The sequence below is a fragment of the Arthrobacter sp. CP30 genome (assembly GCF_053470025.1).
Genome location: NZ_JBQEMM010000003.1, coordinates 33423 through 51641, shown reverse-complemented (window position 1 = coordinate 51641; position 18219 = coordinate 33423). Strand labels below are relative to the sequence as shown.

Genomic DNA, 18219 nt, shown 5'->3' with positions numbered 1-18219 from the left:
CACCCCTGCCGGCGCCGGCCGGACGGTGGTGCAGCCGTCAGCGGACAGGGGCCCGTACGGTCGGGGCGTGTCACCGCGCAGCCCTAGGATTGATGGCGTGGCAAACCCAGTGACCTACCGTCCGAAGACCGGCGAGATCCCGCTCGATCCCGGGGTCTACCGCTTCCGTGACGAGCACGGCCGGGTCATCTACGTCGGCAAGGCCAAGAACCTCCGCTCCCGCCTGAACTCCTATTTCGCGAACCCCCAGGGCTTGCTGCCGAAGACGCGCTCCATGGTGTTCACCGCTGCCAGCGTGGAGTGGACCGTGGTCGGCAGTGAACTCGAGGCCCTGCAGCTCGAGTACACCTGGATCAAGGAGTTCGATCCGCGCTTCAACATCATGTTCCGCGACGACAAGTCCTATCCCTACCTGGCCGTCACGATGGGGGAGAAGTACCCTCGCGTGCAGGTGATGCGCGGTGACAAGAGGAAGGACACGCGCTACTTCGGGCCGTTCTACCCCGCCAAGGCCATCCGCGAGACGGTGGACACGATGATCCGGGTCTTCCCGGTGCGGACCTGCAGCAGCGGCGTCTTCAAGCGCGCGGAGCGGAGCGGCAGGCCCTGCCTCCTCGGCTACATCGACAAGTGCTCGGCGCCGTGCGTCGGACGCATCAGCCCCGACGACCACCGCGCGCTGGCCCGCGACTTCTGCGACTTCATGGCGGGGGACTCCAAGAAGTTCATCTCGAGCCTGGAACGGAAGATGGGCGAAGCCGTCGCCGAGCTCGACTTCGAAGCAGCGGCACGCCTGCGGGACGACATCGCGGCGCTCCGGCGGGTGTTCGAGCGCAACACCGTGGTCCTCTCCGAGGACACCGATGCCGACATCTTCGCCCTGAGGGAGGACGAGCTCGAGGCCGCCGCGCAGGTCTTCCACGTGCGCGGCGGCCGCATCCGCGGCCAGCGCGGCTGGGTCGTCGAGAAGGTCGAGGACATGGACACGGCCGACCTCGTGGAGCACCTGCTCCAGCAGGTCTACGGCGAGGGCAGCAGCAGCAACGAGGAGATCCCGCGGGAGGTGCTCGTACCCGTGCTCCCGAGCAACGGTGAGCAGATGCTCGAGTGGCTGCGCGGACTGCGCGGCGGACGCGTCGACGTGCGGGTGCCGCAGCGCGGGGACAAGGCGACCCTCATGGGCACGGTCGAACAGAATGCCGCGGATGCGCTGCGCCTGCACAAGAGCCGCCGCGCGGGTGACATCACCACGCGCTCCGCCGCCCTGCAGGAACTGCAGGAGGCCCTGGACCTGCCCCAGCCGCTCATGCGCATCGAATGCTTCGACATCTCCCACGTCCAGGGCACCAACGTCGTCGCCTCGATGGTCGTCGTCGAGGACGGGCTGCCCCGCAAGTCCGAGTACCGGAAGTTCTCCATCACGGGTGACGCGGCACGGGACGACACCGCGTCGATGTACGACGTCATTCACCGCCGCTTCCGCAACTACCTGGCCGGCAAGGCGGGCGAGCAGCGTGACGCCGCCGCGGACCTGCCGGATCCGGAGACCGACCCCGTGGACGACGCCGCTTCGGTCCTCGACCATCCGGAGGTCGACGGGGCGGGCGAGCCGATGCGGGACACGACGACGGCGGTCACCCGGAACCGGTTCGCCTACCCCCCGAGTCTGGTGGTCGTGGACGGTGGCCCGCCGCAGGTGGCCGCAGCGGCGCGTGCCCTGGAGGACCTGGGGATCGACGACGTCCACGTCGTCGGGCTCGCCAAGCGCCTCGAGGAGGTGTGGGTGCAGGACAGCGAGTTCCCCGTGATCCTGCCCCGCGCGTCGGAGGGCCTGTTCATGCTGCAGCGCATCCGGGACGAGGCACACCGCTTCGCGATCACCTTCCACCGCCAGAAACGGGGGAAGTCGATGACGGCCTCCGCCCTCGATGACGTCCCCGGGCTCGGGCCCGCCAAGCGGAAGTCCCTGCTCAAGCACTTCGGGTCGGTCAAGAGGATCCGCGCGGCGTCCGTCGACGAGCTCCTCGCGGTACCCGGCATCGGGCCCGCACTCGCCGAGACCGTCCTCAGCTCGCTCGCCGTCGAGCCCGGGAATGTTCCCGCACCGGCCGTGAACATGACCACGGGCGAGATCATCGAGGATTAGCTAGGCTGAAGGAGCGGTGGGTTCGAAGGCCGCACCGATCACGAGCTGACCACAGACCGCAAACATCGGGGCTTCCAGCGGGACCGGGCCCCCGTCGATCCGGAACGGATGCACCACGATGACTGAGGCCACGAGCCTGACTCCGGTCAAACCCACCGAGTCCGAGCTGCTGGTGGTGACCGGCATGTCGGGCGCCGGCCGCAGCACGGCGGCCAATGCGCTCGAGGACCACGGCTGGTACGTCGTGGAGAACCTCCCCCCGCAGATGCTGTCCACGCTGACGGAACTCGTGGCCCGGACGCCCCAGTCCATCCCGAAGCTGGCCGTCGTCATCGACGTGCGTGGCAAGGAACTCTTCAGCGACATCCGGGCCTCGCTGGCCGCCCTGCGCGCCGCCGGCGTCAACTACCGCGTGCTGTTCCTCGACGCCGACGACGCCGTGCTGGTCCGCCGGTTCGAGCAGGGGCGCCGACCGCACCCCCTGCAGGGGGACGGGCGCATCCTCGACGGCATTGCGGCCGAGCGCGAGGTCCTGAAGGAGCTCAAGCACTCCTCGGACATCGTGATCGACACGACCGAGCTCAACGTCCACGCGCTGGCCACCAGCGTCACCGAGCTGTTCTCGGAGTCCGGCCCGATCGTCCTGCGCCTCAACGTGATGAGCTTCGGCTTCAAGTACGGACTGCCGGTGGACGCCAACTACGTCGCCGACGTCCGCTTCATCCCGAATCCGCACTGGGTGCCGGTCCTCCGTCCGCAGACCGGGCTGGATGCCCCGGTCCGCGACTACGTCCTCGGGGCGCAGGGGGCCGGCGACTTCATCGACCGCTACGTGCACGCCCTGGTCCCCGTCCTCGACGGCTACCGCCGGGAGAACAAGCACTACGCCACCATCGCCGTCGGCTGCACGGGCGGGAAGCACCGCTCGGTCGCGGTGACCGAGGAGATCGCGCAGCGCCTGGCGCAGCTGCCCGGAGTGCAGGTCACGGCCCACCACCGCGACCTCGGGCGTGAGTAGTGGCCCTGTTCTCGGGTCCGTTGCCCCTCATCCCACCGGCGGCGCGCCAGACCGGTGAGGGCCAGGGCCCCGGGCCGACCGTCGTCGCCCTCGGCGGAGGCCATGGGCTGTCCGCCTCCCTCTCCGCACTGCGCCTCCTGACGCAGGAGCTGACCGCCGTGGTGACGGTGGCGGACGACGGCGGATCCTCGGGGCGCCTCCGCCACGAACTGGGGGTGCTGCCGCCGGGGGACCTCCGCATGGCACTGGCGGCCCTGTGCGACGACACCGACTGGGGCCGCACCTGGCGTGACGTCATGCAGCACCGGTTCACCTCCCGTCCCGGCGTGGAGGGGTCGCTCGACCACCACGCCATGGGGAATCTGCTGATCGTCACGCTGTGGGAGCTCCTCGGCGACCCGGTGGCCGGTCTGCAGTGGGCCGGTGCGCTCCTCGGTGCGCGCGGGCGCGTGCTCCCGATGGCGAGTGTCCCCCTGACGATCGAGGGGGACGTCCTTAGCGAGGTGGACGGTGCCCTGCGCGTGACGAACGTCTCCGGCCAGGCGAAGCTCGCCGTCGCGGCCGAGACCGGCAACGTGAGCAACGTCCGGCTCCTCCCGGCGTCGGCCCCTGCCTGCCAGGACGCTCTCGAGGCGATCGAACTCGCCGACTGGGTGGTGCTCGGGCCCGGCTCCTGGTACACGTCGGTGCTGCCCCACCTGCTCCTCCCCGAGTTGCGGGACGCCCTCTGCCGCACCTCGGCCCGGCGCTGCCTCACCATGAACCTCAGCAACGACACGAAGGAGACGCAGGGCATGAGCGCCATCGACCACCTCAGGGTGATCTCGCGCTACGCGCCGGAATTCACGGTCGACGTCGTCCTCGTCGACCCCGCCGTGGTGGCGGACCGTGCCGCCTTCGAGCGGGCCGTCGCCGGGATGGGCGGGCGTGCCGTCTTCGGTACAGTGGGAGTTTCGACCGGAAAGCCCGTCCATGATCCGTTGCGGTTGGCGACGTCCTACAACGACATGTTTGGGGAGAACTAGGAGTGTATCTGTGGCCCTGACCGCCGACGTCAAGGAGGAGCTCTCGCACCTCGACGTCAAGAAGTCCTCGGTGCGCAAGGCCGAGGTGTCCGCGCTGCTGAGATTCGCCGGAGGACTCCACATCATCTCCGGCCGGATCGTCATCGAGGCCGAGGTGGATCTCGCGTCGACCGCGCGCCGCCTCCGCGCCGCGATCGCCGAGGTGTACGGCCACAACAGCGAGATCATCGTGGTCACGGGCGGTGGCCTCAAGCGGGGTAACCGCTACGTGGTGCGCGTGGTGCGCGACGGGGAGTCACTCGCGCGACAGACCGGACTGCTCGACACCCGTGGCCGCCCCGTGCGGGGACTGCCCTCCGCCGTCGTCAACGGCTCGACCGCGGACGCCGAGGCCGTCTGGCGTGGTGCCTTCCTCGCCCACGGATCGCTGACGGAGCCCGGGCGCTCGTCGTCGCTCGAGGTCACCTGCCCCGGCCCCGAGTCCGCCCTCGCACTCGTCGGTGCCGCCCGCCGCCTCGACATCGCCGCGAAGGCCCGCGAGGTACGCGGCGTCGACCGTGTCGTGATCCGGGACGGTGACACGATCGCCGCGCTCCTGACCCGCATGGGCGCACACGACGCCCTCATGGTGTGGGAGGAACGGCGCATGCGCAAGGAGGTGCGGGCGACGGCGAACCGCCTCGCGAACTTCGACGACGCCAACCTGCGCCGCTCCGCCCAGGCAGCCGTCGCCGCCGGGGCCCGCGTGGAGCGCGCACTCGAGATCCTCGGTGAGACCGTCCCGGAGCACCTGCGCTATGCCGGGGAGCTGAGGGTGGCCCACAAGCAGGCCAGTCTCGACGAACTGGGTCGCCTCGCGGACCCGCCCATGACGAAGGATGCCATCGCCGGCCGTATCCGGAGGCTCCTCGCGATGGCCGACAAGAGGGCCTCGGACATCGGCATCCCGGGGACCGACGCCAATGTGACCGCGGACATGCTCGACGAGTGAATGAGTGCATAGGATGGAAGAGCAAGCCCGCTCGCGGTCGATAGCTGATCCGGCGGGACTCCCGCCGTTCGGAGCCCGTGAGGGGCTGCGGGCAGCGCGGGTACACGGGATCACTACATGGAGGACTACGTGAGCGACTACGTACTGCCGGATCTTGACTACGACTACGCGGCCCTGGAGCCGCACATCTCGGGCCGGATCATGGAGCTGCATCATTCCAAGCACCAGGCCACCTATGTGAAGGGCGCCAATGATGCCCTGGCCCAGTTGGCCGAGGCCCGTGAGAAGGGCGAGTTCGGGACGATCCCGAAGCTCTCCAAGGATCTGGCGTTCCATGTGGGTGGTGTGATCAACCACAGCATCTTCTGGAAGAACATGTCGCCCGAGGGCGGGGACAAGCCCGAGGGTGAGCTCGCCGCGGCGCTGGATGACGCGTTCGGGTCCTTCGACGCGTTCCGGGCGCACTTCACCGCCGCCGCGACGTCGCTGCAGGGGTCGGGGTGGGCGGTGCTGGCGTATGAGCCGCTGGGGAAGAACATCGTGATCGAGCAGCTCTACGACCAGCAGGGCAACGTGCCCGTGGGCACCGTCCCGCTGCTGATGCTGGACATGTGGGAGCACGCGTTCTACCTGGACTACGTGAACGTGAAGCCCGAGTACGTGAAGGCGTGGTGGAACCTGGTGAACTGGGCCGATGTTCAGGCCCGTTTCCAGGCCGCGAGGACCGGGGCGTCGAGCCTGATCACCCCCGGCCACTAGCCACCCGACCGCGCACCATCCGGCGCGCTTCGACCTCCGGAAGCCACCACGCGCTGACCGGCGGGGCAACCCCGCGTCACGAGTGCGTGCGGGAACGCAGCGCTGAGTAAGGTTGGAGCCGTGCAGGGAGAGATCCCCGCACGGCTCCGAACGGATGTCCGGCTCCGCAAGGAGCCCGCAGGACCCGATCAACGTCGGCACGAAGGGGTGCCCGGTACAAGATGTATTCGTCGCCGGCGTCACCCGAGAGGGAGTGCCGACGGCACCACCTATCAAGGAGATGGAAACCCGTGACTACCCGTGTTGGAATCAACGGCTTCGGCCGCATCGGCCGCAACTACTTCCGCGCCGCCCTGGAGCAGGGTGCCGACCTCGAGATCGTGGCCGTCAACGACCTCACGAGCCCCGAGGCCCTCGCGCACCTGCTGAAGTACGACTCCGTCACCGGGCGCCTGAAGGCCTCCGTGGAGGTCGACGGCGGTGACCTCGTGGTCGGCGGGAAGCGCGTCAAGGTGCTGGCCGAGCGCGATCCTGCGAACCTCCCCTGGAAGGACCTCGGTGTCGACATCGTCATCGAGTCCACCGGCTTCTTCACCAAGGCCTCCGACGCGCAGAAGCACATCGACGCCGGTGCGAGGAAGGTCCTGATCTCGGCTCCCGCCTCCGACGAGGATCTCACCGTGGTGCTCGGCGTCAACGACGGCGACTACGACCCCGAGAACCACCACATCATCTCGAATGCCTCGTGCACCACCAACTGCCTCGGCCCCCTCGCGAAGGTGCTGAACGACTCCTTCGGCATCGAGCGCGGCCTCATGACCACGGTGCACGCCTACACGGCCGACCAGAACCTGCAGGACGGTCCCCACAAGGACCTCCGCCGTGCGCGCGCCGCCGCGATCAACATGGTCCCCACCTCCACGGGAGCGGCGAAGGCCATCGGCCTGGTCCTGCCCGAGCTGAAGGGCAAGCTGGACGGCTACGCCATCCGCGTCCCGGTCCCCACCGGCTCCGCGACGGACCTGACCGTGACGGTCGGCCGCGAGGTCACCGCGGACGAGGTCAACGCCGCCTACAAGGCAGCAGCTGCCGACGGCTCGCTGAAGGGCTACCTGTCCTACACCGAGGACCCCATCGTCTCCTCGGATATCGTGACGGATCCGGCGTCGTGCATCTTCGACTCCGGCCTGACCAAGGTCCTCGGCAACCAGGTCAAGGTCGTCGGCTGGTACGACAACGAGTGGGGCTACTCGAACCGCCTGGTCGACCTGACCGAAATCGTCGCGGCAAAGCTCTCCTAGGCGGATCCGCCCGTGGCCTACGCATCGCTCGACGACCTGCTCGCCGAGGGCGTCCGGGGACGTCGCGTCCTCGTCCGCTCCGACCTCAACGTCCCCCTCGAGGGGGAGGTCCCGTCCATGACGGTGACCGACGACGGCCGTGTCCGCGCGTCCCTGCCCGTCCTGCGCAAGCTGGTCCAGGCAGGGGCGGCCGTGATCGTGATGGCACACCTCGGCCGGCCCAAGGGGGCGCCCGAGGCGAAGTACTCCCTAGCGCCGGCTGTCGACGTCCTCCGCGAGCTGGCCGACTTCCCGGTCCGCCTCGCGACCGACACCACGGGCGAGGGGGCGCGGAGCGCTGCCGCCGCGCTGAAGGAGGGTGAGGTGCTCGTGCTGGAGAACGTGCGCTTCGACGCCCGCGAGACGAGCAAGGACGACGGCGACCGCACGGCCTTCGCGCGGGAGCTGGCCGAGCTCGCCGGCGAGGACGCTGCGTACGTGGACGACGCCTTCGGTGCCGTGCACCGCCGGCATGCGAGCGTCTTCGACATCGCAGCGCTGCTGCCCGCCCACCAGGGGGACCTGGTCAGGGCGGAGCTCGTGGTCCTCGAGCGGCTGACGAAGGACCCGCAGCGGCCGTTCGTCGTGGTACTCGGGGGGTCGAAGGTCTCGGACAAGCTCGCCGTGATCGAGAACCTGATCGGCACCGCCGACCGCATCCTCGTGGGCGGCGGCATGGTGTTCACGTTCCTCGCAGCCCAGGGTCACCGCGTCGGCGCCAGCCTCCTCGAGGAGGACCAGATCGGGACGGTGCGAGGCTACCTCGAGCGTGGCCCCCGGGACGGCACGCAGTTCGTGCTGCCGACGGACATCGTGGTGGCGGAGACGTTCGCCGCGGATGCCGGCAGCAGCGTGATCGCCGCCGACGCCATCGAATCGGGGCCGTACGGCGCGGGGGGTCTCGGGCTGGACATCGGTCCGGTGACCGCGCAGGACTTCGCGGCGAACATCGCCGAGGCGAAGACGGTCTTCTGGAACGGCCCGATGGGCGTGTTCGAGTTCGATTCCTTCGCCGGAGGCACCCGCTCCGTGGCCCAGGCGCTCGTCGATGCGCAGGGCGCCGGTGCCCTCACCGTCGTCGGCGGTGGCGACTCCGCCGCAGCCGTCCGGGGGCTCGGCTTCGCCGATGACCAGTTCGGGCACATCTCGACCGGTGGCGGTGCGAGCCTCGAATACCTCGAGGGCAAGGAACTGCCCGGCCTCAGCGCCCTCGAGCGCGGGTAGGGCCCGACGGGGCCGGTCCGGATCCGTCCGGCGGTCCCGATGCACGATCCACACCGGCGGGATCCGGAGCCCCAGGGCACCGGATCCCGCCGCCATGACACGACCATGATGGAGAAGACGATGACCACCTCGACCAACGGCGCGTTCGATCGCCGGCCGCTCATCGCGGGCAACTGGAAGATGAACCTGGACCACATGCAGGGGATCACGTTCCTGCAGAAGCTCGCCTGGACCCTCGACGACGCCGGCCACGACTTCTCACGCGTCGAGGTCTCGGTCTTCCCTCCGTTCACCGACCTCCGGGGCGTGCAGACCCTCGTGAAGGGCGACAACCTCGAGGTGGTCTTCGGCGGCCAGGATCTCTCACCCGAGGACTCCGGTGCCTACACCGGCGACATCTCCGGCCAGTTCCTCGCCAAGCTCGACTGCACCTACGTGCTCGTGGGCCACTCCGAGCGCCGTACCATCCACCACGAGTCGGACGAGGTCCTGAACCGCAAGGTGCAGGCGGCCTACCGCCACGACCTCGTGCCCGTCCTGTGCGTGGGTGAGGGACTCGAGATCCGCCAGGCCGGCACGCACGTCGCCCACACCCTCGAGCAGCTGCGCCAGGGCGTCGCCGGTCTCGATGCGGATCAGGCAGGAAAGCTCGTCGTCGCCTATGAGCCCGTCTGGGCCATCGGGACGGGCGAGGTCGCCGGGCCCGAGGACGCGCAGGAGATGTGTGCCGCCATCCGCGCCGAGCTTGCAACCCTCTTCGACGCCGACACAGCGGCGAAGACACGCCTGCTCTACGGCGGATCGGTCAAGGCCGCGAACGCCGCGAGCATCCTGAAGGAGCGCGACGTCGACGGCGTGCTCGTCGGCGGTGCGAGCCTCGACGTCTCCGAATTTGCTAGTATTGTCAGGTTCGAACAGCATCTGGTGACAGACTAGTTCCTGCGCCTGCCGCTCCGACGAGCGGCTTACCGAGCCTTGAAAGGGCCCCGTGGACATCCTTCGTATCATCCTGCTCGTCCTGCTCGGGATCACCAGCCTCCTGCTGACCCTGCTGATCCTGCTGCATAAGGGCCGTGGTGGCGGAATGTCGGACATGTTCGGCGGCGGGATGACCTCGAGCATGGGATCCTCCGGTGTAGCCGAGCGCAACCTCAATCGCTTCACGGTGGCCCTCGGCCTCGCCTGGGGAGTCGTGATCGTGGCACTCGGCCTGATCCAGCGGTTCGCCGGCGAATCCTGACCCTTCCGAAACGACAAGAGAGCCCCCGCTTCGACGAAGCGGGGGCTCTCTTGTCGTTCCCGAGGTGGCGGCCGTCAGCCGGCCTGCTCCTCGTCGTGGTCGATCAGCCGGCCGGGGAGCTTCTGTGCCGCGTCCTGGTCGATGAGCCACAGGGTCTTCCGGAGCCCGCGTGCGCCGGCGGCCGGCACCTGGACGTGGCCGGCGCCCGCGAGGGCGAGGCCCACGGCGCCGGCCTTGTCGCTGCCGCTCACCGACAGCCAGACCTCCTGGGCGGTGTTGATCGTCTCCAGCGTCAGGGAGCCGCGTTTCGGCGGTGGCTTCGGCGCATCTGCCACGCCCACCGTCGTCGAACCCTTCGTGCGGATGCCCGCCATCTCGGGGAACAACGAGGCGATGTGGGCATCCGGCCCCACGCCCAGCAGGAGGACGTCGAATCGGGGGAGTCGGGGATCCGTCTGCACGGCATCAGGATCGGCGTCGAGCTCGGCCCTGGCGGCAGCGGCGAGCTGGACAGCATAGTCCGCTGCTGCGGCATCCTCGTCGTCGAACGCATCACTCGCACCGAATTCGTGGACCTTCGCCGGATCGACGCCGACCTTGTCCAGGAGGGCCGCACGGGCCTGGACGGCGTTCCGCTCGGGATCGTCGGCCGCGAGGAAGCGCTCGTCACCCCACCAGACGTGCACGTTGGACCAGTCCACGGCGGTGTGCGCCGGGGACTCGGCGACCGCCCTCAGTGCCGCGGTACCGATCGAGCCCCCGGTGAGCACCACGGTGGCGGTGCCCCGGTCGCTCTGCACGTCGACGAGTCTCGTGATGAGCCGGGCCGCGACGGCTGCCGCGAGCGAGGTCTGGGACGGATGGATGCTGACTTTCGGTTCAGCGCTCACTCGTTCGTACACTCCTCAGGTTGGTGCGGGACAATCCCTCGGTGATGACCTCGCCGAAGACCTCGTCCGGGTCAAGGCGCCGCAGCTCCTCCGCGAGGCAGTCACGCAGCCCGCGGCGGGGTAGCGAGATGCGCTGCACCGGCTGGTCGGGCTGGTACAGCTCGGCGACGTCGTGACCGGGACGGTGCAGTTCGATGTCCCCGCCGCTGCGCTTCAGCCGGACCCGCTTCAGGCCCGTGCCGGCGGGTCCCGCCGCGATGGTGACGGGGGCGTCCAGCGTCATGGTCAACCACGCCGCGAGCAGGACGGTGCTGGGGGAGTCCGAGGCGCCCTCGACCGTGACGGCGGTGACGGGCTGGTCACCCTTCACCTGGTCCATGACCGCCGCGAGCTGGATGCGCCAGTTCGTCAGCCTCGTCCAGGCGAGATCGGTGTCCCCGGCCGTGTACGTGCTGCTGATGGTGAACAGGGCCGCTGTGGGGTCCTCCTCATTGGCGGAGTCGGTGATGCGACGGTGCGCGATGCTGCCGATCGACGTCTGCGCGGCGGCTTCCGGCGCGCCATGGGGCCACCAGGCGACGATCGGCGCATCCGGGAGCAGCAGGGCGGAGACGAGGGATTCGTTCTCGTCCGCGAGGTCGCCGTACCCGCGCAGGACGATCACCTCCGAGGCGCCGGCGTCACCTCCCACCCGGATCTGGCCGTCGAGCCTGGTCGGCTCGTCGGGCGATCCCTCGGCGAGGACGATGATGCGGCACGGGTGCTCTCGGCTCGCGTCGTTCGCCGCGTCGATCGCCTCCTCCTCGTACCCGGAACGCGTGATGACGACGAGTGTGAGGACGCGCCCGAGCGCGACGACGCCACCGCGTTCACGCATCGCCATCAGTTCCTTGGACACCTTCGAGGTGGTGGTGTCCGGCAGTTCCACGATCATGGCCTTCTCCAGGTACGTCCATCGGCTGCGAGCAGCTCGTCGGCGGATGTGGGGCCCCAGCTACCGGGCACGTAGGGCTCGGGCTGGCCGTCGAGGGTGGCCCAGTACTTCTCGAACGGGTCGAGGATCTTCCACGACAGCTCGACCTCCTCCTGGCGGGGGAACAGCGGCGGTTCGCCGAGCAGCACGTCGAGGATGAGGCGCTCGTAGGCCTCGGGACTGGACTCCGTGAAGGAGTGGCCGTACCCGAAGTCCATCGTCACGTCGCGCACCTCGGTCTGGGTCCCGGGGACCTTGGACCCGAAGCGGATGGTGACGCCCTCGTCGGGCTGGACGCGGATGACGACGGCGTTCTGACCGAAGTCCTCCTCGTTGTGGTCCCGGAACAGCAGGTTCGGTGCCCGTTTGAACACGACGGCGATCTCCGTCACCCTGCGTCCGAGGCGCTTCCCCGCGCGCAGGTAGAAGGGCACCCCGGACCATCGCCGGGTGTTGATGTCGAGGCGGAGGGCCGCGAAGCTCTCCGTCGTGGAGTCAGCGGGGATGCCGTCCTCCTCGAGGAACCCGTTGACCCGCTCACCGCCCTGCCAGCCTGCCTCGTACTGTCCGCGGGCGGAGCGCCCGGACAGGTCCTCCGGCAGGGAGACGGCCGCGAGGACCTTCTCCTTCTCGGACCGCAGGTGGTGGGCGTCGAAGGAGATGGGCTCCTCCATGGCCGTGAGGGCGAGCAGCTGCAGGAGGTGGTTCTGGATGACGTCACGTGCCGCTCCGACGCCGTCATAGTACCCGGCGCGGCTGCCGATGCCGATGTCCTCGGCCATGGTGATCTGCACGTGGTCCACGTAGTTGGCGTTCCACAGCGGCTCGAAGAGCTGATTCGCGAAGCGCAGCGCCAGGATGTTCTGGACCGTCTCCTTGCCGAGGTAGTGGTCGATGCGGAACACGGCATCCGGAGGGAAGACCTCCTCGACGATGCTGTTCAGCTCGCGCGCCGACTCGAGGTCGTGGCCGAAGGGCTTCTCGATGACCACCCTGCGCCACTCGCCGTCGTCGGGCTGGGCCAGGCCGTGCTCGGAGAGCTTCTGGCAGACCGTCTCGAAGGCGTTGGGCGGGATTGAGAGGTAGAACGCGTGGTTGCCCCGCGTTCCCCGGCTCGCATCCAGTTCCTCGATGCACTCCTTCAGGTCGCGGAAGGCGTCGTCGTCGTCGAACTCCCCCCTGACGAAGCGGATGCCCGCCGAGAGCTGCTCCCAGACCGTCTCGTTGAACGGCGTCCGGGCATGCTGCGTCACGGAGTCCCGGACCTGCTGGACGAAGTCCTCGTTGCTCCAGTCCCTGCGGCCGAAGCCGACGAGCCCGAAGCTCGGGGGCAGGAGGCCCCTGTTCGCCAGGTCGTAGATCGCCGGCATGAGCTTCTTGCGGGCCAGGTCGCCCGTGACGCCGAACAGGACCAGGGACGAGGGTCCCGCGATCCTGCTGAGCCGGCGGTCACGGGAGTCGCGGAGCGGATTCCCGCCACGGGTCGGTGCGCTGTCAGCCATCCTCAGCCGTTCCCACGGACCTCGCCGGGGGCGGCGAGGGAGGCGACGACGTCCCGCAGCTGCGCGACGCCCGCGGTGCGGTCGGTGAGGTGCAGCCGGAGGACCGGACGGCCGTGGTCCGCGAGGACCTGGGCGTCACCCGCGGCCTGGGCCGCGATCAGCTCGCCGAAGGTGAACGGACGGTCCGGGATCGCGAGATCGGTGCTGCCGGCACCGGTGAGCTGCAGGTAGGCGCCGATGGCGGAGCCACCCTTGTGGTACTGACCGGTGGAGTGCAGGAAGCGCGGACCCCACCCGAAGGTGACCGGGCGTCCGGTCGCAGCGGCGAGGGGGCCACGGACGTCCTCGAGCTCCGACTGCTGGTGCCGGTCGAGGTACGCCTGGACCGAGAGGTAACCGTTCGCGGGGATGGCCGCGAGGAGTGCCTCGAGCGCCTCCGCGAGGGTGCTGGCCGACCCCAGCAGTCCGGCGTCGCCGCGCACGTCGACGGCGCCGTCGGTGAAGGCGGCCGGCGTGGGCTCGGGCTGGGCGTCGAGCAGGCCGCGGGCGGCCTTCTTCGCGGCCTCGACGTCCGGCTGGTCGAAGGGGTTGATGCCGAGCAGTCGGCCCGCCACGGCGACCGCGTACTCCCAGACGAACATCTGGCTGCCCAGGTTCCCGCTGACGGTCACCCGCGTCCCGGTCGTCGACTCGTCACTCGGCGCCTCGTCGAACGGGGCGAGGACCACCGGGAGCACGTCGTCGGCGACATCGGCCAGTTCCGGAGCGTCCATCGACGCGACGACGGGCAGGAGGCCCGTGCCGAGCTTGCCGGTGGATTCCGCGATGAGCTGCTCCGCCCAGTCGGCGAAGCCGGGGAGCCCGGAACCTGCATCGGCGAACACGATCTTGTCGCGCAGGGGAGCGGTACCTCCGAGGACGGCACCCAGCTGGAGCCCGACGTTGCCGGCGTCGTCGTCACCGAGGAACTCGGCGCTGTCCTCGGCATCGTTGAGCAGCGTCTCGATATCCGCACCCGCGAGCCCCGAGGGCACGAGGCCGAACGCGGTCAGCGCGGAGTACCGGCCGCCCACCTCGGGGTTGGCTGTGAAGACCCTGCGGTAGCCGGCAGCCCTCGAGGCCTCCTCCAGGGGCGAGCCCGGGTCGGTGACGACGATGATGCGCGATGCGGCGTCGATACCCGCGTCCGTGAAGGCCTGCTCGAACACGCGGCGCTGGGAGTCGGTTTCCACCGTGGATCCCGACTTGGACGACACGACGATGGCGGTGCGCTGCAGCCCCTCCTCGAGGGCGGCCCGGACCTGCTCCGGATCGGTGGCGTCGAGGACGACGAGCTCGACTCCGGCCTCCTTGGTGATGACCTCGGGCGCGAGTGATGAGCCGCCCATGCCGCACAGGACGATCCGGTCCACGCCCTCGCCGTTGAGGTCCGCGCGCAGCCCGGCGATCTCGGGCAGGAGCGCGCGGGAACCGTCGAACAGATCGATCCAGCCGAGGCGGATCGACGCCTCTGGCTCGGCGTCGGCGCCCCACAGGGTGGCGTCCTTGGCCATCAGCCGGGAGGCGAAACGATCGGCGACGAGCGTGGGTACCGCGGCGTCAACGGCGGCGAGCGCATCGCCGGAGGCGGTCAGAGCGAAGGAGCCCATGGGGGTCAGCCCTTCGCTGCGTCGAGCGCGGTCTGGACGGTCTCGAGGAGCTCCGACCAGCTGGTCACGAACTTGTCGAGGCCTTCTGTCTCCAGCTTCTCGACGACCTCCTGGTAGGACACGCCGAGGGCGTCGAGGGCGTCGAGCACGTCGGCGGCCTCCGCGTAGGAGCCGGTGATGGTGTCGCCCTCGACCACGCCGTGGTCGGCCATTGCGTCGAGCGTCTTCTCGGGCATGGTGTTCACGACGTTCGCGGCGACGAGTCCCGCCACATAGAGCGTGTCGGGGAGGTTCGGATCCTTGACGCCGGTCGAGGCCCAGAGCGGGCGCTGGGCATTCGCCCCGGCCGCTTCGAGGACCTGCCAGCGCTCGGACGAGAACTGCTCCTGGAAGACCTGGTAGGCGAGGCGTGCATTGGCGAGACCCGCCTTGCCCTTGAGCGCCGTGGCCTCGTCGCTGCCGACGGCGTCGAGCCGCGCGTCGATCTCCGCGTCGACGCGCGAGACGAAGAAGGAGGCGACCGAGTGGATCGTGGCGAGGTCGTGCCCGTTCTCCTTCGCCTGCTCGAGACCGATCATGAAGGCGTTGATCACCGCCCGGTAGCGCTCGAGGGAGAAGATCAGGGTGACGTTGACGCTGATGCCGGCGGCGAGCGTCTCGGAGATGGCCTCCAGGCCCTCGACCGTCGCGGGGATCTTGATGAGCACGTTGGTGCGCTGCACCTTGGCGTGCAGGCGCTTGGCCTCGGCGATGGTTCCCGCCGTGTCGCGGGACAGGCGGGGGTCCACCTCGATGGAGACGCGACCGTCGGCGCCGTCGGTGCGCTTGGCCTCCGCGGCGAAGAGGTCGCAGGCCTGGGCGACGTCGTGGGTCGTGATGTCGAAGACGGCCCGGTCGACGTCGGCTCCGGCCTCGGCGAGGGCGCCGACCTGGGTGGCGTACGAGTCGCCGTTCTTGAGGGCGGCGGCGAAGATGCTCGGGTTCGTGGTCACGCCGACCACGTTCAGGTCCTCGATGAGGCGCTTGAAGCCTCCCGAGTTGAGGCGTTCCCGCGAGAGGTCGTCGAGCCAGATGGAGACGCCGGCGGCCGAGAGGTCGGCGGTGGGTGTTGTGGTCATGATGTGCTCCTTGTCCGCTGCTGCGGATGAGTGCTGGTGGGTGCTGGTGCAGGACGTGCGGTGCAGGCTACTGCTGGTCGCCGGTCTCGGTGGACTGGTGGCCCGAGGCCATGGCGGCGGTGCCGTTCGGTGCCAGGGGGTCGGCGGCGACGGCCTCGAGGGAGTCCTTCGCGGCGGCCACGACGGCGTCGCTGGTGATGCCGAACTCCCGGTACAGCGTCTTGTAGTCGGCGGACGCGCCGAAGTGCTCCAGGGACACGCTGCGTCCGGCGTCGCCGACGATCCCGTGCCAGCTCTGGGACACGCCGGCCTCGACGGAGACGCGGGCACGGACGGTGCGCGGCAGGACGCTGTCGCGGTACGCGGGGTCCTGGGCGTTGAACCACTCGAGGCACGGCATGGACACGACGCGCGCAGAGATGCCCTGCGACTCGAGCTGCTCGCGGGCCTCGACGGCCAGCTGCACCTCGGAGCCCGTACCGATCAGGATGACGTCTGGGGCGCCGTCCTTCGCCTCCGCGAGGACGTACCCGCCCTTTGCCACACCCTCCGCCGAGCCGAACGTGTCTCCCGATGCGACGCCGTCGCCCCGCTCGTAGGTGGGGATGTTCTGGCGCGTGAGCACGATCCCGGCGGGGTTATCGGTGTTCTCGAGGATGGTGCGCCAGGCGATGGCGACCTCGTTCGCGTCGCCGGGGCGGACGACGTCGAGACCGGGGATGGTGCGCAGCGAGGAGAGCTGCTCCACGGGCTGGTGGGTGGGGCCGTCCTCCCCGAGGCCGATGGAATCGTGGGTCCACACGTAGATCGCGGGGACGCCCATGAGCGCTCCGAGGCGGACGGCGGGCCGCTGGTAGTCGCTGAAGATGAGGAAGGTGCCGGAGAAGGCGCGCGTGCTGCTGTGCATCACGATGCCGTTGACGATCGCGGCCGCCGCGTGCTCGCGGATCCCGAAGTGGAGGACCCGGCCGTACGGGTTCCCCGACCAGGCGTTCGTCTGGCGGCTCTCGGGGATGAACGACGGCGATCCCTCGATGGTCGTGTTGTTCGACTCGGCGAGGTCCGCACTGCCGCCCCAGAGTTCGGGGAGCACGGGACCGATCGCGGTGAGGACCTTGCCCGAGGCTGCGCGGGTCGAGACGTCCTTGCCCGCCTCGAAGCTGGGCAGGCTCGCCTCCCAGCCCTCGGGGAGCGTGCGGGCCTGGATGCGCTCCAGCAGGGCCGCCTGGTCGGCGTTGGCGGCTGCCCACGCGTCGAAGCCCTGCTGCCACTCGGCGTGGGCCTCCGCGCCGCGCTGCACGACGCCACGGGCGTGCTCGAGGACCTCCGGGTCGACGTCGAAGTGCTTCTCCGGGTCGAAGCCGAGGGCTTCCTTCACCGCCGCGACCTCGTCCTTGCCGAGGGCGGACCCGTGGATCTTGCCCGTGTTCTGCTTGTTCGGCGCGGGGTACCCGATGATCGTGCGGAGGGCGACGATCGAGGGCTTGGAGGTCTCGTTCTTGGCCTCGACCAGCGCGGAGTACAGCTCGGCGACGTCCTCGACGTACTCACCGGTCTTCGTCCAGTCGACGCGCTGGACGTGCCAGCCGTAGGCCTCGTACCGCTTGAGGACGTCCTCGGAGAACGCGATGTCGGTGTCGTCCTCGATGGAGATGTGGTTCTGGTCGTAGATGACCACGAGGTTGCCGAGCTCCTGGTGACCGGCGAGCGAGGACGCTTCCGCCGTGACACCCTCCTGGAGGTCACCGTCCGAGGCGATGACCCAGATGGTGTGGTCGAACGGGCTGGTGCCGGCAGGGGCGTCGGCGTCGAACATGCCGCGCTGGCGGCGCTGGCCGTAGGCGAACCCGACGGACGTCGCAAGGCCCTGACCCAGCGGGCCGGTGGTGATCTCCACGCCCTTGGTGTGGCGGTACTCGGGGTGCCCAGGCGTGAGTGAACCCCAGGTGCGCAGCGCCTTGAGGTCGTCGAGCTCCAGTCCGTACCCGGAGAGGAACAGCTGGATGTAGAGGGTCAGTGAGGTGTGGCCGGGGGAGAGGACGAAGCGGTCGCGTCCGGTCCACTCGGGGTCCGAGGGGTCGTGCCGCATGAGCTTCTGGAAGAGGAGGTAGGCCGCCGGTGCGAGGCTCATCGCCGTCCCCGGGTGTCCGTTGCCCACCTTCTCCACGGCGTCCGCCGCGAGGATGCGGACGGTGTCGACCGCCTTCTGGTCCAGCTCGGTCCAGGTCAGTTCCTGCTCTTGCGTCTGTGGCACGTTTCCGGGCCCCTCTCTGTCCGGAACGGCCGCTCAGCTGATGACGGGCATGCCTGCTGGCATGCCGTTGGACTGGCCGTTCACCGTTGA

15 protein-coding genes are annotated in these 18219 nt (G+C 69.5%); 9 read left to right on the top strand and 6 right to left on the bottom strand.

From position 1 onward, the window contains the following. Window positions 1–97 precede the first annotated feature (97 nt). The 9 genes from uvrC (at window position 98) to secG (ending at window position 9743) form a co-directional block, all read left to right on the top strand. Window positions 98–2146 (top strand): excinuclease ABC subunit UvrC, encoded by a 2049-nt coding sequence (uvrC, locus tag ACTIMO_RS05505; protein WP_448181733.1) that lies wholly within the window; start codon window positions 98–100, stop codon window positions 2144–2146. 118 nt (window positions 2147–2264) lie between these two features. Then, window positions 2265–3164, top strand: a complete 900-nt coding sequence (rapZ, locus tag ACTIMO_RS05500; RefSeq protein WP_448181732.1) for an RNase adapter RapZ — start codon at window positions 2265–2267, stop codon at window positions 3162–3164. After that, a complete protein-coding gene (locus tag ACTIMO_RS05495; protein ID WP_448181731.1) occupies window positions 3164–4189 on the top strand; it encodes a gluconeogenesis factor YvcK family protein in 1026 nt (341 codons plus the stop codon). The genes rapZ and ACTIMO_RS05495 overlap by 1 nt, the downstream gene beginning before the upstream one ends. Window positions 4190–4199: 10 nt before the next feature. Further along, window positions 4200–5180, top strand: a complete 981-nt coding sequence (gene whiA / locus ACTIMO_RS05490; RefSeq protein WP_055771628.1) for a DNA-binding protein WhiA — start codon at window positions 4200–4202, stop codon at window positions 5178–5180. A gap of 129 nt (window positions 5181–5309) precedes the next feature. Further along, window positions 5310–5939 (top strand): superoxide dismutase, encoded by a 630-nt coding sequence (locus ACTIMO_RS05485; RefSeq protein WP_422391814.1) that lies wholly within the window; start codon window positions 5310–5312, stop codon window positions 5937–5939. 290 nt (window positions 5940–6229) lie between these two features. Continuing rightward, entirely contained in the window at window positions 6230–7240 is a 1011-nt protein-coding gene (gene gap, locus ACTIMO_RS05480) for a type I glyceraldehyde-3-phosphate dehydrogenase (RefSeq protein WP_055773523.1), read from the top strand. Window positions 7241–7252: 12 nt separating this feature from the next. Further along, window positions 7253–8503 (top strand): phosphoglycerate kinase, encoded by a 1251-nt coding sequence (locus tag ACTIMO_RS05475; protein ID WP_448181730.1) that lies wholly within the window; start codon window positions 7253–7255, stop codon window positions 8501–8503. Window positions 8504–8623: 120 nt separating this feature from the next. After that, the gene (tpiA, locus tag ACTIMO_RS05470) at window positions 8624–9439 is read left to right on the top strand and encodes a triose-phosphate isomerase (RefSeq protein WP_448181729.1); all 816 of its coding nucleotides are present in this window, start codon (window positions 8624–8626) and stop codon (window positions 9437–9439) included. A 52-nt stretch (window positions 9440–9491) separates the two neighbouring features. Then, window positions 9492–9743: a preprotein translocase subunit SecG gene (gene secG / locus ACTIMO_RS05465; protein ID WP_055773518.1), complete on the top strand. Its 252-nt coding sequence runs from the start codon at window positions 9492–9494 to the stop codon at window positions 9741–9743. 74 nt (window positions 9744–9817) lie between these two features. Here secG and pgl read toward each other — a convergent pair whose 3' ends face one another. The 6 genes from pgl to tkt all read right to left on the bottom strand — a co-directional run bounded on the left by pgl (window position 9818) and on the right by tkt (window position 18129). Further along, window positions 9818–10633, bottom strand: a complete 816-nt coding sequence (gene pgl / locus ACTIMO_RS05460) for a 6-phosphogluconolactonase (protein WP_448181728.1) — start codon at window positions 10631–10633, stop codon at window positions 9818–9820. Beyond that, a complete protein-coding gene (locus ACTIMO_RS05455; RefSeq protein ID WP_055773516.1) occupies window positions 10623–11567 on the bottom strand; it encodes a glucose-6-phosphate dehydrogenase assembly protein OpcA in 945 nt (314 codons plus the stop codon). Before ACTIMO_RS05455 ends, pgl begins: the two co-directional genes overlap by 11 nt. Continuing rightward, a complete protein-coding gene (zwf, locus tag ACTIMO_RS05450) occupies window positions 11564–13108 on the bottom strand; it encodes a glucose-6-phosphate dehydrogenase (RefSeq protein WP_448181727.1) in 1545 nt (514 codons plus the stop codon). Before zwf ends, ACTIMO_RS05455 begins: the two co-directional genes overlap by 4 nt. A gap of 2 nt (window positions 13109–13110) precedes the next feature. Continuing rightward, window positions 13111–14757, bottom strand: coding sequence for a glucose-6-phosphate isomerase (locus ACTIMO_RS05445; protein ID WP_448181726.1), 1647 nt, complete (start codon window positions 14755–14757; stop codon window positions 13111–13113). Window positions 14758–14762: 5 nt separating this feature from the next. Then, a complete protein-coding gene (gene tal / locus ACTIMO_RS05440; RefSeq protein ID WP_055773512.1) occupies window positions 14763–15875 on the bottom strand; it encodes a transaldolase in 1113 nt (370 codons plus the stop codon). A 67-nt stretch (window positions 15876–15942) separates the two neighbouring features. Further along, window positions 15943–18129, bottom strand: coding sequence for a transketolase (gene tkt / locus ACTIMO_RS05435; RefSeq protein WP_448181725.1), 2187 nt, complete (start codon window positions 18127–18129; stop codon window positions 15943–15945). Window positions 18130–18219 lie beyond the last annotated feature (90 nt).

Bases quoted from the DNA above. Each gene is read 5' to 3' on its own strand.
- rapZ (WP_448181732.1), top strand. From the start codon at position 2,265: ATGACTGAGGCCACGAGCCTGACTCCGGTCAAACCCACCGAGTCCGAG.
- tpiA (WP_448181729.1), top strand. From the start codon at position 8,624: ATGACCACCTCGACCAACGGCGCGTTCGATCGCCGGCCGCTCATCGCG.
- ACTIMO_RS05455 (WP_055773516.1), bottom strand. From the start codon at position 11,567: ATGATCGTGGAACTGCCGGACACCACCACCTCGAAGGTGTCCAAGGAA.
- zwf (WP_448181727.1), bottom strand. From the start codon at position 13,108: ATGGCTGACAGCGCACCGACCCGTGGCGGGAATCCGCTCCGCGACTCC.
- ACTIMO_RS05445 (WP_448181726.1), bottom strand. From the start codon at position 14,757: ATGGGCTCCTTCGCTCTGACCGCCTCCGGCGATGCGCTCGCCGCCGTT.
- tal (WP_055773512.1), bottom strand. From the start codon at position 15,875: ATGACCACAACACCCACCGCCGACCTCTCGGCCGCCGGCGTCTCCATC.